General features: G+C 44.9%; 17 protein-coding genes and 1 tRNA gene. All 18 read right to left on the bottom strand.

The features are described 5' to 3' along the window. Positions 1–9: 9 nt before the first annotated feature. The 18 genes from FFM75_RS02680 to FFM75_RS02595 all read right to left on the bottom strand — a co-directional run bounded on the left by FFM75_RS02680 (position 10) and on the right by FFM75_RS02595 (position 18,549). Positions 10–981 carry a ketoacyl-ACP synthase III gene (locus FFM75_RS02680; protein ID WP_137627659.1) on the bottom strand — a complete coding sequence of 324 codons (972 nt, stop codon included), beginning with the start codon at positions 979–981 and terminating at the stop codon, positions 10–12. A 158-nt stretch (positions 982–1,139) separates the two neighbouring features. Further along, the gene (locus tag FFM75_RS02675; protein WP_137627658.1) at positions 1,140–1,664 is read right to left on the bottom strand and encodes a PTS sugar transporter subunit IIB; all 525 of its coding nucleotides are present in this window, start codon (positions 1,662–1,664) and stop codon (positions 1,140–1,142) included. After that, positions 1,661–2,080: a PTS sugar transporter subunit IIA gene (locus FFM75_RS02670; protein WP_137627657.1), complete on the bottom strand. Its 420-nt coding sequence runs from the start codon at positions 2,078–2,080 to the stop codon at positions 1,661–1,663. Before FFM75_RS02670 ends, FFM75_RS02675 begins: the two co-directional genes overlap by 4 nt. Positions 2,081–2,148: 68 nt before the next feature. Then, on the bottom strand, positions 2,149–5,010 hold the full coding sequence (locus tag FFM75_RS02665; RefSeq protein WP_137627656.1) for a sigma-54-dependent transcriptional regulator: 2,862 nt from the start codon (positions 5,008–5,010) through the stop codon (positions 2,149–2,151). Between the two features lie 206 nt (positions 5,011–5,216). Continuing rightward, a complete protein-coding gene (locus tag FFM75_RS02660; protein ID WP_137627655.1) occupies positions 5,217–5,429 on the bottom strand; it encodes a bacteriocin immunity protein in 213 nt (70 codons plus the stop codon). A gap of 117 nt (positions 5,430–5,546) precedes the next feature. After that, positions 5,547–5,930 (bottom strand): DUF956 family protein, encoded by a 384-nt coding sequence (locus FFM75_RS02655; protein WP_137627654.1) that lies wholly within the window; start codon positions 5,928–5,930, stop codon positions 5,547–5,549. Positions 5,931–6,079: 149 nt separating this feature from the next. After that, positions 6,080–6,994, bottom strand: coding sequence for a PTS system mannose/fructose/sorbose family transporter subunit IID (locus tag FFM75_RS02650; RefSeq protein WP_137627653.1), 915 nt, complete (start codon positions 6,992–6,994; stop codon positions 6,080–6,082). 18 nt (positions 6,995–7,012) lie between these two features. Then, on the bottom strand, positions 7,013–7,822 hold the full coding sequence (locus tag FFM75_RS02645; RefSeq protein ID WP_137627652.1) for a PTS mannose/fructose/sorbose transporter subunit IIC: 810 nt from the start codon (positions 7,820–7,822) through the stop codon (positions 7,013–7,015). A 33-nt stretch (positions 7,823–7,855) separates the two neighbouring features. Further along, positions 7,856–8,830 (bottom strand): mannose/fructose/sorbose PTS transporter subunit IIA, encoded by a 975-nt coding sequence (locus tag FFM75_RS02640; protein WP_137627651.1) that lies wholly within the window; start codon positions 8,828–8,830, stop codon positions 7,856–7,858. 381 nt (positions 8,831–9,211) lie between these two features. Beyond that, the gene (locus FFM75_RS02635; RefSeq protein ID WP_137627650.1) at positions 9,212–9,637 is read right to left on the bottom strand and encodes a hypothetical protein; all 426 of its coding nucleotides are present in this window, start codon (positions 9,635–9,637) and stop codon (positions 9,212–9,214) included. Further along, positions 9,628–10,131: a Panacea domain-containing protein gene (locus FFM75_RS02630; RefSeq protein WP_137627649.1), complete on the bottom strand. Its 504-nt coding sequence runs from the start codon at positions 10,129–10,131 to the stop codon at positions 9,628–9,630. Before FFM75_RS02630 ends, FFM75_RS02635 begins: the two co-directional genes overlap by 10 nt. Before the next feature lie 172 nt (positions 10,132–10,303). Then, a tRNA-Leu gene (locus tag FFM75_RS02625) sits at positions 10,304–10,388 on the bottom strand. Positions 10,389–10,441: 53 nt separating this feature from the next. Continuing rightward, the gene (thrB, locus tag FFM75_RS02620) at positions 10,442–11,317 is read right to left on the bottom strand and encodes a homoserine kinase (RefSeq protein ID WP_137627648.1); all 876 of its coding nucleotides are present in this window, start codon (positions 11,315–11,317) and stop codon (positions 10,442–10,444) included. Positions 11,318–11,326: 9 nt separating this feature from the next. Next, entirely contained in the window at positions 11,327–12,613 is a 1,287-nt protein-coding gene (locus FFM75_RS02615) for a homoserine dehydrogenase (protein WP_137627647.1), read from the bottom strand. A 71-nt stretch (positions 12,614–12,684) separates the two neighbouring features. Further along, a complete protein-coding gene (locus FFM75_RS02610; protein ID WP_137627646.1) occupies positions 12,685–13,134 on the bottom strand; it encodes a SprT family protein in 450 nt (149 codons plus the stop codon). Next, positions 13,124–15,307, bottom strand: coding sequence for a Tex family protein (locus FFM75_RS02605; protein WP_137627645.1), 2,184 nt, complete (start codon positions 15,305–15,307; stop codon positions 13,124–13,126). The genes FFM75_RS02610 and FFM75_RS02605 overlap by 11 nt, the downstream gene beginning before the upstream one ends. A 108-nt stretch (positions 15,308–15,415) precedes the next feature. Then, positions 15,416–15,850, bottom strand: coding sequence for a hypothetical protein (locus FFM75_RS02600; RefSeq protein ID WP_137627644.1), 435 nt, complete (start codon positions 15,848–15,850; stop codon positions 15,416–15,418). A gap of 47 nt (positions 15,851–15,897) precedes the next feature. Further along, positions 15,898–18,549, bottom strand: a complete 2,652-nt coding sequence (locus FFM75_RS02595) for a cation-translocating P-type ATPase (protein ID WP_137627643.1) — start codon at positions 18,547–18,549, stop codon at positions 15,898–15,900. Between the last annotated feature and the right edge of the window lie 11 nt (positions 18,550–18,560).

Here is an 18,560-nt window from a genome sequence, read left to right as displayed (position 1 = left end):
CTTACTCACCTATTTCTTAATCACGATCGACCCATATGCTAACCCACCACCAAAGGCGGTCAACAACACCGGGCCAGTCAAGTCATCAAAAACGCTAGCTAAAGCCATGGCCACCCCGGCAGAAGATGTATTCCCAAATGTCTCAACATTATGTGGGAACATCGTCATTGGCAATTGTAGGCTTGCCGCAATCGTTTCAATGATCCGTAAGTTGGCTTGGTGACAAATCACGTATTGCAAATCCACTGGTTTGATTTCAGCGGTCGCTAATAGGCCTTGCATCTGTTTCGGCACAACGGTCGTGGCAAATTGGAAGACATCCCGACCAGCTTGATAAAACGCATCGGTTTTGGGGTAATTCGTACCCGCAACGGCGGTAATCGGTTGCACCCGGCCAGAATGAATCACGGTCGCATTACCTTGTGTTTGTAATTTTTCAGCTAAAATACTATTTTCATCAGGATTGGTCGTGGCTTGGAGTAACGCGCCCCCGGCCCCATCGCCAAAGAACACGGCCGCTGTTCGATCTTGAAAATCCATCATTTTAGAATTAGCTTCGGCACTGATGACCATCACATGTTGATACTGACCACTACGAATAAACTTGTCTGCCGTCGCTAAGCCAAACGTAAAGCCGGCACAAGCCGCACTCATGTCAAAAGCAAACGCATTATCGGCCCCAATGTTGGCCTGCACTAAACAAGCGGTTGCTGGTGTTAACCCATCAGGGGTAATCGTGGTCACAATAATCAAATCGATGTCACTTGCCGCAACCCCACTTTTCGCCAATAATTGTTGAGCGACTTGAGTGGCTAAGTCCGACGTATTCTCTTCACCCATGGCATAATGCCGAGTCTTAATTCCCGTATGCGACTGAATCCAAGCATCATTGGTGTCCATAATCGCGGCTAACTCATCATTGGTCACGACCCGGTCTGGCACATATTGACCAGTCGCAATCAACTTACTATATACTGGCATTTCCGATTCCTCCTGCCTGCGATAAACGCGCTCCGAATATAAATATACTAATTGTCCTAATTTTATCAATAAAATGCGTCCGGTCAAAGTTTCACGGTCAATTTTAGTCAAATCCTAACGAAAACTCGTGACGACTAAGTAGCCATCACGAGTTTTCGTTAATCATCTGATTCAGTTGTGGCTTGAAAGCCGTTTTTAGCTAGTAGTGGCATGACATCAACTTTTTTATCCGTTGGCACTTTTTGGGCATAAATCTTCAGCCCAGCCGCTTGCAGTTGATATAGCGCGCGGGCTTCACTAGGACCAACTGCAATCGCATTGGTCACCATGATCATCCCACCAGAATACGCCAGACTACCGATATTGATCCCAACAGCTTTAAAATCTAGGCCACCGGCAACTAAGCGCGCCATATTTTGCGGCGTATCCGTCAAAATCAATGGCTTCACCCCGTCAAATAAGGGATCGTGATAGATTTCAATCATCTTATCAACGGTGATCACATTGGCTTTTACTTCTGGGGGTGCCGCTTGGATAATCAATAACTTACATAACGCATCTTGGGCGACGGTATCTGAGACCACCAGAATTCGCGTGGGCGCAACCGTTTTAGTCCACACCGTGGCGACTTGTCCGTGTAACAAACGACTATCAATACGGGCTAAGCGGACATCCATCGTCATAGCAATTCCGCTTCCTCACCATCTTGGAGTAATTCCAGGTGTTTGATCCCAATCTTCCCAGTTTCTTCCAAATGGGCAATAACCTCATTGATTGGTTTATCCCGGACAGTGTAAGCTTCAATTAGCATTGGTAAGTTTAGTCCCGTAATTAATCCCATCCGGTCGGCGTGTTCCGCCACGATCCGACTGGCCGCATTAAACGGTGAGCCGCCCCATAAATCAACCAAGAATAAGACTTCATCATTATCATCAAACGTCGCCAAGGCGGCATCTAATTTCTTCGCTAAATCTTCCGGTCCTTCATCGAGTTCAAAAGTAACCGTTTGGACTTTTTGTTGCTGACCAAAAATCATATATGACGAGTTCACGACGCCTTTTGCAAATTCGCCGTGACTCACAACGATAAACGCTAGCATTTTTGCTGCCCCTTCCCTAATAAAGACACTCTACTAAGATTGATGCAAGAAACGTGCCAATTAGTGTATCACTTTAAGTCGGCCTGGTGTGTTTCCAATAATTGCACAATATAATATGTTTCCGCCGTTGAAAAGTGTAATTGTAATTGGTCGGTGATTTCTTGATTGGCTTTAGCAACGATCGGATACCACGGTGAATCCGTCAGCGTCGGCAGTTCTTCGGCAGGTGCGGTAATCTCATCTTTAATCGCCGTTCGTTCCAACGCCCCAGCTAAGTGCATGATGAGGTCGATGCGAAAGGCATTCGGCATCGCTTGAGCCAATGCTTGATTAATCGTTTCACTATACTGCCATAAAATTGTCGTTAGCTTGCGCGGATTTAAGAAGGTAAAGTAATCGCCTAAATACCGTTCGCATAACTCTGGTGTCAGTTCGCGTAAGTCCGTGAGCTTGCTTTGCGGCGCATTTAGCCCCGTTGCTAACTGGTCGATGAACTTCTCGCCACCGCCTTGCAACAACTCTTCTAACGAGATAAACGGTACAGCTAAGTCGGGCTTAGCAATCCCAGTTGCCGCAATGATTTGATACGACTGGCCAATTTGAGCCAAACGCTCTTGCATATTGACGACTGAAACCGGGAAGACCGTAATGCCTTCAATGAAGTTTTGCGCGAGCAAACTATCCAAAATCGTCTTAATCCGTTCGGCCGTGCCAACGCCAGTTGAGCAGATTGCAATGATGGCCCGATGGTCCGCATCAGCGGTCGCTGGTACTGGCGTTGGGGTTTCCTCAGTTTCCGTCGGTAAATTACGTGAAATCCGTGAATACCCTTTAAAACCGACTAACTCATGATAAATCGTCTCCAAATTACTATCAATCAAACTGGCTTTCCGCACCGCTTCTAAAACAACCGGTGTCGTCACCATATCGATCGTGCGAATCTTGACTTTGGTTTCTGCTTCGATCCGTTTGCCAAACGTCGTTAACGACCCCATATCGACTAACATCAAGACCCCGTTACCAGCATCTAGTTTGACGACTTGATCTTTAATATGAGTATAGGCAATGTTCGGGTCCATATCCAATGGCATATCAAACGCCCCAACATCGTAGTCATCAAGTAATTGCCCCACGACTTGAGCCATTGAAGATGCCGTGCTCATCCCATGCGCAGCGACTAACACGCCGACCTTACCATCCAGTTGCATCGATTTTAATGAAATCAATAAAATGGCTAAATAATAAACTTCCGATTGCGGGATTGGTAAGTGATAGCGTTCATCAAGTGATTGTTTCAAATACTCCGCTGCTTTGATTTCAGCGGGATAATCTTTGACCATCGCCAACATATCTTCACTCATTTGCCGCATTGGCTTACCAGCCTGAATCCGCTTAATAAAGGAACTGATATGCAAGCTGACGGCGTAAATAAAGTTGTCCTTAAAGTTATATCCCAGCATCTCTTGAATCGTGGCTTGGGCCATCTTGGTAAAATCAATCACATCTTGATCAACGATTTCAGCCAATTTATTTTCCGGCGACACATTCATTTGCGTCTGCTTATAAAATGACTTCAGATGTAAGTTGATATCCGTCGTAATAAACCGATTGATGTGTTCTTTGTCGAGCCCTTCTCGCCGCAATAATGACGCTTTATCACCAATAATTTCATATAAATTATAAGGTAACTCGTAGTTGTCATTCTTATTGCGAATCGGCGTCGGCCCGTCATTTGGTTTCACAATCAAAAATGGATCGAGTAATTCTGAAATTGCCCCGAGTTCATGTCGGTTAGAAGCGACCGTGACGAGCCCACCGCGAATGTTTTCCGGGAGGTCATCCATGGTAATATCGATTTCACTGTCATTTTCCAGACTATTCACAAAGCCTTGGGCACAGACCAACTGAATGTTGGACTTTAATTGCCCGACGTTCCCAAACGTCACTGAGCCCAGTAACGCTTGCACCACGTCTTCGGTCAAGCGAATTTGCTTGTTGATCCGGTTGGCTTCCAGTGATAAGAGCGCTTTTAAAAGTTCCAGCCGTTCTTTAGCGGAACGTTCGTTAAAAGCTGGGAGCTGAATCGTAATTGGAATCCGCCGCACGAAGGTTTGCAGCAATGAACTCTTCGGGTCTTCGGTCGTCGCACAAACTAACCGCACATTGGCATGATGATTCTTGGCTGTTTCACCCAAACGTGAATACGTCCCATGATCCATAAAGTAGAAGATCATTTCTTGCCCTTCTGGTGGCAGGCGGTGCACTTCATCTAAGAACAACATCCCGCCATCAGCTTCTTGGATCAGCCCATCTTTATCCTCATTGGCCCCAGTAAAGGATCCTTTGATATACCCGAATAAATGTGACATCAAAAGTTCTGGATTATGGGCGTAATCCGCACAGTTAAAGGTAATCAACCCTTGTGCATTCGTCAGCACTTGTTGGGATTCAGCAAACTGGTACATGGTGTTGGCAAAGTAGGTTTTACCAGAACCAGTCGGGCCAATAATCAAGGTGTTCAACCCGCGCGGTGGGTATAAGATCGCCGCTTTGGCTTGTTCAACTTGATTCTTTTCACTTTCTTGAGCCCCAATCATACTGTCAAAAATATCATGAGTCGTATCATAATTTGGCGTCGCCACCGCAGCTGGACGCGGCTTCACCTTCGTCACCGTGGTGGTCGCACTGGTCGTACTTGGGCTGTCGGTATCAGGCATGGCTGTCGTCATCGCGGTCCCATCAGTTAATGGCACATACCGGACTGGGCGACCAGTTAACTTTTGCAAGTCGCCATCTCGGACGAGTGTATTCAATTCTTTACTCACATTTGAGCGCGCTAAATCCAAGGCTTCCGCCACCGTTTTGGTGGTCATCCCATTAGCGTCCCCATGCTGACACAGATACTCATAAATACGTGCTTTTCGAGTCAATGACGTCCGCTCCTTTTTGTAACCGTTTTACAGTATCAGTGTATCGAGATACACTTTAATATGGTCTAGTTTAACACACCGGTGGCTGACACACTATTGCTAGTCTCGAAAGCGGTTTATTTCGCTAGCTAATTGCACTTCACCGCATTATCCCTAAAAACAGTGTATTAAAAAAGCCATCAGCTTTCACTGACGACTTTGTCGCGCTAACCTAACCAACTCAAACCAGCAATCATTAACATGAATCCGCCAATCAAGAAAATAATCGCGAATGTTAACCCAGTCCACAGCCCATAAGCAATAAAGGTTGAAGTCGCCGCATTACCATGATGCTTAACGTCCAAAAATGCCTGGCGGACTGCATATAACTGCCAAATGCTAACTGCAATACAGATTAATCCAATCATTCGAACTAACATCTGATCACCCTACTTTTTTACTGATTCTCTCTTAAGGTTAATTATACGCGCTTTTCAAGTTCAAATGACACCAACAAAAAAAGTTTGTCGCTTTATCACGGCAAACTTTTCAAGGTATTACTTCAAATAACTATCGCGATCTTTACCTTTAAAGGCCCGCTTCAACACATCGAAAAATGATAACGAGCGAACAATATGATCCGGTTTAACATATTTTCGAATAGCTCGCAACACTTTCTTAGGATTCTTGGAAGAAAACGCATAAGTCCCATTTTTCTTCGTCTTTAACGCATACCGTGGAATCCACTTACCTTTAAACATCACGGAAACGATAACACTATCGACTTCATCCCAAGGAATTTGGATATAATTTTTAACATTGCGATCATCATAAAATTCAAACCCTTTATCACCGATCATAATCTTGCCATAATCGGTTAACCCCAAGTGAGAATTGCCGGCGATTACTAAGTCGACTTTCGTATTAATAGATTGAACCATTTGACTTACTCCATTTCTTTCTCGTGATAACACCGATTATACGGCGCCGGCAGCTTTTTCGCAAAGGCGCCGTTTAACAAAAAGAGATGAACCCCAAGGAGTCCATCCCTACGACCTAAGTCAGTGACTCAGATTGAATTAATTGCTTTTTACATAACACCAAGAACGTGCATGATAACACCAAAGGCGAATAAGCCGAAGATGATCCAGATTGGAGAAACTTTCTTCTTCAATAACCACATGCAGAGGAAGGTAATCAATAAGGCAGCTAAACCTGGAATCAATTGATTCAAGTTATCTTGCAAGGTCGTAACCTTGTACTTGTCCAATGATAAACCAGCTTTTTGTTCCGTCAAAGCTTCCTTGATACCCTTAGCACCGGCTGGCAATTTGTCCCAGTCAATGTAAGCACCAGAAGCTTGTTTGATCGTTGAAACTTTAACCGGGCTGAAGTCAACCGTGACCCAACGTTCGATTAAGGCAGGTAAGATGAACATCCCTAAGATAGAAGCACCTTTGGTAATGTCTTGTAAGATACCACCAGATAAGTCATCAGTAATTGCAGAACCAGCTTTGTAGCCAAGTTCTTGAGTATACCACATGAAGGCCATCCGCATAACGTTCCAAACAACGAAGTACAAGATAGGACCCATGATACTACCACCCAATGCAAGGGAAGCAGCTAAGGCACCAATGATAGGCTTAGCAGTGAACCAGAACACAGGATCACCAACACCAGCCAAAGGACCCATCATCCCAACTTTAACCCCTTGAATGGTAACGTCGTCAATAGGAGCCCCATTTGAACGTTCTTCTTCAAGTGCCATGGTAACACCAACGATTGGTGAAGCCACGTAAGGATGAGTGTTAAAGAATTCCAAGTGACGCTTCAAAGCAGCGGCACGGTCTTCTTTAGTTGTATATAACTTTTTCAAAGCTGGGATTAAGGTATAAGCCCAACCACCGTTTTGCATACGTTCATAGTTCCATGAACCTTGGAGGAACTGCGAACGCCACCAAACATGAATACGATCTGATTTGCTTAATTTAATTTGATCAGCCATTTTAGTTTTCCTCCTTCACTAATACTTGTCGATGATATCGCCAACAGGGTCACCGGTATTTGAACCGCCACCGCCGTTACCAGAACCACCCATCTTGGATAAGTTCAAGTAGATTAAGGCCATAGCAACACCGATACCACCTAAAGCGATAAGCGTTAATTCAGAAATAGCAGCAAGGACGAAACCTAAAACGAAGAATGGCCATACTTCACGAGTAGCCATCATGTTGATAACCATGGCATACCCAACGGCAACAACCATCCCACCACCGATTGACAAACCATCAGTCAACCAAGTAGGCATTGAGTTCAACATTGCTTTAACAGGACCAGCACCAACGGCTAAGATTAAAGCAGCTGGGATAGCGATACGTAACCCTTGCATACAGATACCAGCAATTTGCCACATTTCAATCTTACCAAAGCTACCTTCTTCAGCAGCACGGTCCATTGCATGAACCATTAAGGTTGCTAAAGTACGAGCGATGATGGTAAGTAATAAACCAGCAACAGCTAAAGGTACGGCAATGGCAATAGCTGAGGAAACCCCGGCACGGCCTTGACCACCAAGAACTAAAATAATTGCAGATGCGATTGATGCTAATGCGGCATCGGGCGCAACAGCGGCACCAACGTTTGACCAACCTAAGGCGATCATTTGAAGACTACCACCTAAAATAATACATGGGACTAATTGTCCGGTTACTAAGCCGATAAGCGTGCAGGCAACAACTGGTTGATGGAAATGGAATTCATCCAAAATACCTTCCATACCAGCTAAAAATGCGACGAATACGACTAAAATCATTTGAATCGCGTTCAAATTCATGATTTAATCCTCCATTTTTCTCCGATAGTTTAATTATTTAGCTTGTTCTTGTAACATCTTTTCAGCTTTATCCATGATGTGATCAAGGTTTTCTTGACCATCGGTAGGAACTTTACGAACATCCATCTTGATGCCCATCTTTTCAAGTTCTTTGTACGTATCGATATCATCTTGGCTAAATGCTAAAACTTTGTTTGGTTGTGCTTTACCAGCTGAATGGGCCATTGAACCAACGTTCAAGGTATCCAACGGTACACCACCCTTGATTGCTCTCAAAGCATCTTGAGGGGTTTCAAATAATAACAAGGCTTTTTGACCACCGAAATGTTTGTCATCCTTAGCTAACTTGATCATTTGATCAATTGGCACAACGTGTGCTTTAACACCGTTTGGCGCCGCTTGGATAATCATTTGTGTCCGTAAGTTGTCTTTGGCAACGTTATCAGAAACAACGATGATCCGAGTTGGGTTAACTGTCTTGCTCCAGGCAGTCGCAACTTGACCATGAAGTAAACGTGAGTCGATCCGTGCAAGCACGTATTCGAACTTCCCAGGACGACCTGCGTTAGCTGAAGTATCAGCTGCCGCAGCTTTGGTTTCTTTAGGTGCCAATGCTTCTGGACGAACCTTAACACCGTCTTTTGCTGTTTCAATAATATGAGTAGCAATTTCGTGTGCTGAGTTCATTGAAAGCCGTGACGCATATGCTTCAATTAACATTGGTAAGTTCAAACCAGCAACAATCGCCCATTTGTCCTTATGTGCTTCAAACAAGCCGTTGACTTGGTTGAAAGGTGTGCCGCCCCAAAGGTCGACTAAGAATAAGACTTGGTCTTGGTCATCGAAAGAAGCAATTGCTTTTTCCAATTTGGCCTTGATGTCATCAGGTCCTTCGCTTGGCATCAACGTAACCGGTTGAACGTTTTCTTGTTCCCCGAAAATCATTGATCCGGATTGATAAATACCTTTGGCGAATTCACCGTGACTAGCAATGATAATGCCTACCATCTTTGTACCTCCTATTTTTTGTTACAGTCATAGGAAAATGAATAAATAATGTCTAAATAGCCTGTAACTAAATTTATTGTGATACTGTAAGCGCAATCTTTTTTGCACTCACTAATATATATGCAACTTCCGTGCCAAAATACACTAATTGGTAAATACCGCTATGAAAGGGTTTATATTGATACACAAAAAGTGATACAGAAGACTGTATCACTTTTTGTGTATCAAATTAGCGTATTTTTTATGTTTTTTTATAAAACGCGGCTGTTTTTTAGGGGTTGCTTTAGAAATTCTTAAGTAATTTGATGATTTATAGGATGTCTTAAGATTTGATAATGATTCTTCGATGCTTTTTCATATTCACCCCTAGCCATCGTTTATTTAGCCATTGTACAACCTATGCGTCGTATCAATCCAAAAAAGATAAAAGGTTTGGTCAATCATTTGACCAACGATTCGACCACTCCGGCTAAAGCGAATTATACAATATTTATCTCCTGCCAATTGCTGACGTAATTTGCCAAATTCCATTGGTATCATTTTTCGTTTTAATGGCCCATTAACTTTGCGGCATTCAATTCGCTCAATACCTGCCGATTTAGGCAGATTTAACATTGCAACAACGCTAACAGCATTAAGCTCCTGCATTTTTTTCAGGAGTGTTGCCAACACTAGTTCTTGATTTAGAAAATTAAATTGAGGCTCTTTTGATAAGAAAGAAAAATTCCACGCAACTCGTTTATCTCCCGAAATCTGTTGTAACCAATGACGATCAGTTGTAGATTGGTGCCGACTTTTTAATCCCATTCAACCACATTCTTTTTAAAGAACTGGCCAATCGTTTGATCAGACATCTTAATCCATTTTTCATCACGCCGATACACACTCGCCCAAGGTCCATTCGGAATATGGCTTAGGTTTCTCAACTTCGCCGCAGTATAGCCACTATATTCTTGCCATACAAAACTTAAAACTTCGGTCACAGCTTCATTTTTTGAAACTTCATCATAGTTATTAGCCAGTGCATATTCGCGTTGCTCAGTAACCTTAGCTGAAAATTCTGGTAAATCTTTTCCCGTATATCGTTGCTGAATTTCACGAGTTATCGGTCCATGTGCAAAAGCATAAAAGTCACTATCAAATAAACGTTGGTTGTGTATCGCTAAATTAATCCCTTGCGCAAAATAGAGTAATTTTTGTAGTTTCATTTTAGTCAATGGCTCGGCTAAGTCATCTAATCGCAACTCAGCACGGCTACTTGCAATAAACCAATCCGCAATTTGTTGCACTGTATAAGTCATATTTACGCCCCATATGATTGTTCAACACTTTATTTTATTGTCTGATTCCTTTGTATCTTAGCATATCATTTGAAACGTATGTTCGCATTTACTGAAACAATACATTTATTTACTTAAATAATACAAAAAAACGACATTGATAGTTTGACTACCAACATCGTCTTTATCTTAGTGCGGCCAAGAAGATTCGAACTTCCACCGGGTTAACCCCGACAAGATCCTTAATCTTGCGCGTCTGCCAATTCCGCCATGGCCGCATCAACTCACAAAAACCATTTTAACAAAATGTTGTGAGTCTGACAAGCTTAAATTAAGATTTATGAACTTTTACGCCAGCAGCATCGATCGGCAATAAGTGATATTGCCCCGTTAATGCTGGATTTTGCTGTAATTTTTGTTGCAATTTGACCAGGTCAGCTTGCGCGCCCAGCGTCACAATCGTTGGCCCAGCACCACTTAGATAAGTACCAACTAGCCCTAACGCATGCGCCGTCTGACGAATCGTGCCCAAAGCTGGCACTAGATTCCAGCGATACGTTTCATGGAAACGATCTTGTTCCAACAGTGGTTTGACTAAGTCCCACTTTTTAGTGGCTAACGCAGCCACTAACGTATTGGCAATACTGCTAGCAGCAATCGCTTCACCATAAGCTAACTGACTAGGCAACGCCTCACGACTCGCTGACGTTAATAGCTCTTCATTCGGGACATAGACACTGGCAGACCAAGTTGGCGTTGGCAATTGCACCGCTTGAACTTGTTTGTCGGCATAAGTCGCCACAACTAAGCCACCTAAAATCGCTGGTGCCACATTATCGGGATGCCCTTCGGATTCAGTTGCTTTTAAGAGCAATTCTTGCTTCGTAAACGGTGCTCCAGCAAGTTCATTGGCTAGCACTAAGCCGGCCACGATGGCTGTGGAACTACTCCCTAGCCCGCGGGCCAAGGGAATCTCGGATGTCACTTGCACATGTTGTGGCGTTAAATTAGGCACTAACGATAGCGCCGTTTTGATCATTAAGTTCCGAGCATCATGCGGGACATGACTACCATAAGGATGATCCACTTGCCAAGTCGCACTAGGGCCTAAGACGGTTAGCGTTAATTGCATGTCTAACGCCAGCCCGATCGAATCAAAGCCGGGACCTAAGTTCGCAGAAGTGGCCGGTACTGAAATTGTTAACATTGCCGTCACCTACGCGTTCTTCAAAACTTTGTAACTTGCTAACAGTTGCATATTTGCTTGACCCGCAATCGCCGCTGTAATATCGGCCAATTGTTGATCGTTCATTTCATGGGTAATAATCACGACCCGCGCATTGCCATCGCCTAGTTGGTTTTGAATGATCCGACTAAAGGAAACTTGCGCCTTCGTCATGATTTCAGTTAATCGCATCATCATCCCAGGCACATCACGCATCTTCAAAGCAATAAAGTGCGGGTAAATCACATCTTCAGGTGCGGCTAACACCGTGTCTTGCCGGTAGGAGTTAAACGTATTCCCAGTCGTATTCAACGCAATATTCTTCGTGACCGTGGTAATATCGCTCAACACACTGTTGGCCGTTGGTAATTCCCCAGCACCCGGACCATAAAACATCGTATCGCCCACGGCAGTCCCCGTAACCATGACGGCATTATTTTCATTTTGCACCGTGGCTAATGGGTGTTGATCAGAAACTAAGACGGGGCCGACTGAGACCGCAATCCGATCATCGACTTCTTCGGCAATGCCTAACAACTTGATGGTATAACCGAGTTGGTGCGCTTCGGCAATATCTTCGGGGCTAATATGGGTAATGCCTTGGACTTTAACGTGGTCCATCGACAAGCTCATCCCAAAGGCGAATTGCGTCAAAATAATCATCTTGTAAGCAGCATCGAGTCCTTCAACATCATTAGTTGGATCGCTCTCCGCAAAGCCTAAGTCTTGTGCGGAACTCAAGGCTTGGTCATAAGACCACTGTTTCGTTAACATTTGCGTCATGATGTAATTAGTCGTCCCATTGACGATCCCCATCACCCGTTGAATCTTGTCAGCGGCAAAACTGTTATCAATCGTCCGTAAGATTGGAATCCCACCAGCCACACTGGCTTCATAGAACAAGTCGCGATGGTTTTCCCGGGCGATTTGGACTAATTCACGGCCGTATTGGGCAATTAAATCTTTATTCGCCGTAACCACGTGCTTGCCTGCTTGCAACGCCCGGGTGATATATTCCTTGGCGGGATGAATCGACCCCATCACTTCGACCATAATTTGAATTTCGGGGTCATCGATCAAGGTGTCGATTTGGTCGGTCAAACGCACATCCCCTAAATCAGCTGTTTGGTGTTTCTTTAAATTATGAACCACCACACAAGCGAGTTCGAGATTCCGTCCGGTAATCTCAGAAATCTTCGCTTGATGGGCTTGTAACATTTTGACCACGCCGGTGCCGACTGTCCCCAGACCGACGATCCCAATCTTGATAGTTTCCATTGATGATAACCTCCAAATTTCTAAATAGTTAAGCTAATTCTATCGAATCCCCATCAGATAAGCAAACCTTTTCAAACCAACTTAATGGGTCCGCGGCAACGGCCACACGTATAGCGACTCGTATCCATCCGGCGTTTGCGCGGATACTGCTGACCACAGCGTTGACATTGATACAGATAGCGATACGGTTGGCCTTTAGAACTAGCCTTGGGCGTTGGCGCATACCGTGACCCACCGACATGGGCTAACAGGTTTTTAAAGGCCGCATCGCGGTGTTGGTACCCGCGGCCAGCTAAGTGCAAATGATAGTGACACAGTTCATGTTTAATGACCCCGACTAACACTGATTCATCAAAGTCCGTCAACATTTTGGGGTTAATATCGATATTGTGACTTTCTAACTGATAGCGCCCACCCGTCGTCCGCAAGCGAGCATTAAAAGTCGCTTGATGTTTGAACGGCCGTTTAAACGCTGTTAGCGAAATCTGCATTACTAATTGTTGCAGGTCATCATTCGTCATGTGCGACGTCCTGCGGGTCAATCATCGTTAAGGCGATCCGTTGGCGTTGCTCATCAACTTGTTCGACCCAGACCGTCACAATATCACCGACCGCAACAGCTTGGCGTGGATCTTTCAAATATTTATTGGTTAACTTCGAGACGTGCACTAAGCCATCTTGTTTAACACCGATATCGACAAACGCGCCGAAATCGACAACATTGCGTACGGTCCCTTGGAGTTGCATTCCAGGCTTTAAGTCACTCATCTTCAAGACATCTTGCCGTAACAATGGTGCGGACATCGTGTCACGAACATCACGGCCCGGCTTTTGTAAGCTGGCAATAATATCTTTTAAGGTCAATTCGCCAACACCGGTGGCCGCTGCAACCGCATTTAAATCAACTTGCGTTAACTTTTGGGCTGCCGGGGTGCCGACATCGGTCAAGGCCAAGTTTGCCGCAGTTAATAATGCTTTAGCTGCAGGATAACTTTCAGGATGAATGTCGGTGTTATCAAAGACATTGCGGCCATGAATGATCCGCAAGAACCCGACCGCTTGTTCATAAGCCTTAGGGCCTAAGCGGGGCACCTTTTTCAACTGTGGTCGACTACTAAATTCGCCATTATCATTACGGTAAGCAACGACATTTTGTGCGATCGTCTTTGATAACCCTGAAATATGCGTTAATAATTCAGGACTCGCCGTATTCAAATTAACCCCAACTTGGTTGACCGCCGTTTCAATGACCACATCGAGTTGTTCATTGAGGGCTTTTTGCGGGACATCATGCTGATATTGACCGACCCCAACGGCTTGCGGATCGATTTTGATCAGTTCCGCTAATGGATCTTGCAAGCGGCGGCCGATACTGATAGCGCTGCGTTGTTCCACATGTAAATCAGGAAATTCAGCGCGGGCATTCTCACTGGCAGAATACACAGAAGCACCAGCTTCATTGACGATGACGTAATAGACTGGGCGATCCAAAGTCTTCAAGATGTTCGCCACGAATTCTTCGGATTCACGTGACGCGGTCCCGTTACCGATTGCAATCATTTCAACGTTGTATTTCGCTAAAAAGGCTTTGAACTCACCAGCGGCCGCTTCGCGTTTAGCCGTCGGTGCAGGTTTATGTGGATAAATCACGAGTTTATCTAAAAACTTCCCGTTAGCATCCATCACCGCTAACTTGCATCCCGTCCGATAAGCAGGATCAAAGCCCAAGACCACCCGCCCCTTTAATGGCGCTTGCATCAATAAGTGATACAGATTATCACCAAAAACATTAATCGCTTGGTCATCAGCCGCATCGGTCAATTCATTCCGCAATTCGCGTTCAATGGCAGGCGCAATAAAGCGTTTATACGCATCTTGATACGCCGCCTCAATCACCGCAACTGTGGGACCTTGATGCTGTCCCACAAAACGGAAATGTAAGTACCGGTCAATACCCGCTTGGTCCACGGTTAAGCTCACACGCAACACTTTTTCTTTTTCACCACGATTAATGGCTAGCACTCGGTACGATACTAATTGCTTCAAGGGACTCGTAAAGTCGTAATATTGTTGATACACGCCTTGTTCATCCAACGCTTTGCCTTTAGGCTTCACCTTAACCACTAGTTCACCCTTAGTACGGGTATAGTTACGGACCCAGTTACGCAATTGGGCGTTATCCCCAAACGCTTCGGCTAAAATTTCGTGAGCACCGGCTAAAGCGGCCTCAGCATCCGAGACGTCGTTAGCCGCATTGATATATTGCTGGGCCTGCGCCAACACATCACTTTGCGGAAAGCGCAATAACCACGCTGCCAAAGGTTCTAACCCCGCATCTTTTGCAATCGTCGCCTTGGTGCGCCGTTTTTGTTTGTATGGTAAATACAGATCTTCGACATCTTGTAATTTTTCAGCTTTTAAAATAGCCTGCTTTAAAGCGGGCGTTAAGTGTTGTTGTTCATCGATTAATTTAATGACATCGGCTTTGCGGCCTTCCAACGTCGCTAAGCGGTCATAGTTAGCTTTGATATCTCGAATGGCGACTTCATCTAAGTCACCAGTACGTTCTTTTCGATAACGGGCAATAAATGGCACAGTATTGCCTTCATCCATCAAACTCAAGACGGCTTTGATTTGTTGCGGCTTCAAGGTCGTCATGGTTTGTTCGACTAATTTTAAAATTTGATTATCCATAAATTTCACCCAATCTTTTAGCTTATCTACTATATTATACGCGCTTGAATTGATTTTTTTGCGAAAGAAAAGCGCAACTGGGATTAACCAGCTACGCTTAACTTGTGATTACATGACCATTGCCATAATGCGTTGGACATCGGTAGAAACATGATCCATGGCCGTTTCTTGATCTTTTTCAGCTTGGTTGAAGGCCGCGACGTCAACCGTCGTGTCTTCAATGTTCAAGCTAGCCGTCATGGCTGCACAAGCTTCAACATAAGTTTCATAAGCGGCAATCAAGTTCCGGTGTTTCCCAATCAGACGAGCTGGTACTGGGGCTTTTTTCAAGTTCGCCAAGTTAGTTTGGTACTGTTCCGTGCCATCCGTGAATTCCATTTGAATATCATTGAACTCAGCGGGTACCATCTTAGCGACCGCATCGTCATCGATAGCTTGACGAATCTTTTCAAAAGAAGGATTCATTTGTTCGCCCATCTTTTCAGTGGTTTCAATCACTTTAGTTAATACTGGCATATAGGTTGCCATACTTGCTTTTTTCATGTTTTGAACTCTTTTCTATTTAAAATCGACTACGATAAAACTTAGTCTTATTTTAGCACACGCCGTTGGCAGAATTTAACGATTTCCACAATCACGACCATCGAGATGGAAGCCGCAAACACGATACCCCATTGGTACGCATCTAAGTTCGTCACGTGGAAAATACTGTTAAAGCCTGGCACGACGACCGTCATGGCTAACAAGGCAAAGGCAATCAGAATCGCCCAGTTGAAGAACTTGTTACGGAACAAGCCAACGGTAAATAACGACTGATGAATCGACTTCGAGTTAAAGGCATGGAACAACTGAATCAAGCCTAAGGTCACAAAGGCCATTGTCAACGCATCGGCATGCGCTTGGGTCACGTTAGCATGTACTGGGTACGTTAATGCCAACCAGTAGACCAGTAAGGTAATTCCACCTTCAAGCAAGCCTTGATAAATGATACTTGAGAAGACCCCACCGGAGAAGAAGTTCGAGGTCCGCCCCCGTGGTTTTTGTTGCATAATATTCTTTTCAGTCGGTTCGACACCTAACGCAATCGCTGGCAAGGTATCCGTCACTAAGTTAATCCACAAGATATGCACCGGTGCTAAGATTTGCCAGCCTAACATCGTCATCATAAATAACGTCAACACTTCACCCAAGTTCGCGGATAACAAGTATTGAATCGCTTTTTGAATATTGGCGAACACTTTCCGCCCTTCTTCAACCGCGACCACGATCGTGGCAAAGTTATCATCGGCCAAGACCATATCACTAGCCCCTTTGGAGACTTCGGTCCCGGTGATGCCCATCCCGATACCAATATCAGCGGCCTTTAAAGCTGGGGCATCGTTGACCCCATCACCGGTCATGGCCACGACTTTACCACGCTTTTGCCAAGCGTTCACGATCCGTACCTTATGTTCAGGGGCAACCCGGGCATAAACTGAATAATCGCCAACTTTTTTACCGAATTCCGCATCACTCATGGCATCAAGTTCTGCCCCCGTGATCACAGCGGCATCATCGCCAGCTTCAATAATTCCAAGTCGAGCCGCAATCGCTTCAGCCGTATCCCGGTGGTCCCCAGTGATCATTAATGGTCGAATCCCAGCTGACTTGGCTTCAACAACCGCTTGGGCGACTTCTGGCCGTTCAGGGTCAATCATCCCGACCATTCCCGCAAAGACCAAGTCATTTTCGATGGTTTCAGAATTGACGGTCGTTGGTACCACGTCGATCACTTTATAGGCAAATGCTAAAACCCGTAAGGCTTGCGTTGCCAACTCATGGTTAGTCGCCAAGATTTGGTCACGTAATGGTTTCGTGATCGGTTGGGCTTGATCGTCAACTTCAACTTGGGTCACCCGCTTGAGTAATTCATCAGGTGCGCCTTTGACGGCGACTAAAAACTGCCCATTAGTCAATGGATGGACCGTTGACATTAATTTTCGTTCTGAATCAAATGGCACTTCATTGACCCGCGGACGGTCAGTTAACAACTGGTCAACTGGATACTGTTGATCCAAGTTATATTGGACTAAAGCCGTTTCAGTTGGATCACCAGCTAAGCCATCTGCCATGATTTTTGTATCATTACTTAAAATCATGACTTGGGCTAACCGACTGTCATCGGCTAACTTGGTCGTATGGGCATCCACTAATTGTTGGTTGACGTAAAGCTTTTCAACCGTCATTTTATTTTGCGTTAACGTCCCGGTCTTATCCGATGCGATAATATCAGTACTACCCAATGTTTCAACCGCGGGTAGCTTCCGTACTAAAGCATGCCGCTTGGCCATCCGTTGCGTGCCTAACGCCAATGTGATCGTCACGATTGCTGGCAACCCTTCTGGAATCGCCGCAACGGCTAACGAAATGGCCGTTAGTAACATGTTGATCAAGCTTTCGCTACCACGTAGCATCCCAATCCCAAAGACCACGGCGGCAATGACTAAAATCAAGATCGTCAATGATTTTCCTAATTGGGTCAAGTTAGCCTGTAATGGCGTTGTGGTTTCGTCGGCCGCTTCGATCATACCGGCGATGCGACCAACTTCCGTTTGCATCCCGGTCGCCACGACCATCCCAGTGGCACGTCCATAAGTGACATTACTGTTCATGTAGGCCATGTTTAAACGGTCACCAATCGCTAATTCGGTATCGCCGACTAAGGTGGCATCCTTTTCAACAGGCACCGATTCACCTGTTAAGGCCGATTCTTCAACTTTTAGTGACGCACTCTCAATTAGACGCACATCGGCAGGGACAATATCGCCGGCTTCTAACGTGATGACGTCGCCTGGAACGAGCTCATCACTCTTGACCGTCTGGAGCTTACCATCCCGCAAAACAGTCGCATCCGGGGCGGCCATTTTTTTTAACGCATTAATCGCTTCTTCAGCTTTAGATTCTTGAAAGACCCCAAAGATAGCATTTAAGACAACCACCAATAAAATAATGATGGCGTCGACAACTTCACCTGTAAACGCCGCAATCAAGGCGGCCGCCAACAAGACAATGATCATAAAGTCTTTGAACTGTGCCATAAACTTTTGCAGCATCGTGGTCGACTTTTGTTGATTCAAGGCATTGTGCCCATACTTCGTCAGCCGCTGCTGAGCCTCAGTTTGACTTAAACCGTGTTCATCCGTCTCTAAATCTTGATAAATCACGGTCATCGGTTGTTGATAATTTGGTACTAATTTTGACATGTAAATCTCCT

It is taken from the genome of Lactiplantibacillus daowaiensis, from assembly GCF_005405085.1.
GTDB classification, from domain to species: domain Bacteria; phylum Bacillota; class Bacilli; order Lactobacillales; family Lactobacillaceae; genus Lactiplantibacillus; species Lactiplantibacillus daowaiensis.
Note: the sequence above shows the minus strand (reverse complement) of the source record. Positions and strands in the feature narration are given on the sequence as shown.

Bases quoted from the DNA above. Each gene is read 5' to 3' on its own strand.
- FFM75_RS02640 (WP_137627651.1), bottom strand. From the start codon at position 8,830: ATGGTAGGCATTATCATTGCTAGTCACGGTGAATTCGCCAAAGGTATT.
- FFM75_RS02650 (WP_137627653.1), bottom strand. From the start codon at position 6,994: ATGGCTGATCAAATTAAATTAAGCAAATCAGATCGTATTCATGTTTGG.
- FFM75_RS02615 (WP_137627647.1), bottom strand. From the start codon at position 12,613: ATGGAAACTATCAAGATTGGGATCGTCGGTCTGGGGACAGTCGGCACC.
- FFM75_RS02680 (WP_137627659.1), bottom strand. From the start codon at position 981: ATGCCAGTATATAGTAAGTTGATTGCGACTGGTCAATATGTGCCAGAC.
- FFM75_RS02635 (WP_137627650.1), bottom strand. From the start codon at position 9,637: ATGGGATTAAAAAGTCGGCACCAATCTACAACTGATCGTCATTGGTTA.
- thrB (WP_137627648.1), bottom strand. From the start codon at position 11,317: ATGTTAACAATTTCAGTACCGGCCACTTCTGCGAACTTAGGTCCCGGC.
- FFM75_RS02655 (WP_137627654.1), bottom strand. From the start codon at position 5,930: ATGGTTCAATCTATTAATACGAAAGTCGACTTAGTAATCGCCGGCAAT.
- FFM75_RS02605 (WP_137627645.1), bottom strand. From the start codon at position 15,307: ATGGATAATCAAATTTTAAAATTAGTCGAACAAACCATGACGACCTTG.
- FFM75_RS02595 (WP_137627643.1), bottom strand. From the start codon at position 18,549: ATGTCAAAATTAGTACCAAATTATCAACAACCGATGACCGTGATTTAT.
- FFM75_RS02675 (WP_137627658.1), bottom strand. From the start codon at position 1,664: ATGACGATGGATGTCCGCTTAGCCCGTATTGATAGTCGTTTGTTACAC.
- FFM75_RS02630 (WP_137627649.1), bottom strand. From the start codon at position 10,131: ATGACTTATACAGTGCAACAAATTGCGGATTGGTTTATTGCAAGTAGC.
- FFM75_RS02645 (WP_137627652.1), bottom strand. From the start codon at position 7,822: ATGAATTTGAACGCGATTCAAATGATTTTAGTCGTATTCGTCGCATTT.
- FFM75_RS02670 (WP_137627657.1), bottom strand. From the start codon at position 2,080: ATGCTAGCGTTTATCGTTGTGAGTCACGGCGAATTTGCAAAAGGCGTC.
- FFM75_RS02660 (WP_137627655.1), bottom strand. From the start codon at position 5,429: ATGTTAGTTCGAATGATTGGATTAATCTGTATTGCAGTTAGCATTTGG.
- FFM75_RS02610 (WP_137627646.1), bottom strand. From the start codon at position 13,134: ATGACGAATGATGACCTGCAACAATTAGTAATGCAGATTTCGCTAACA.
- FFM75_RS02600 (WP_137627644.1), bottom strand. From the start codon at position 15,850: ATGAAAAAAGCAAGTATGGCAACCTATATGCCAGTATTAACTAAAGTG.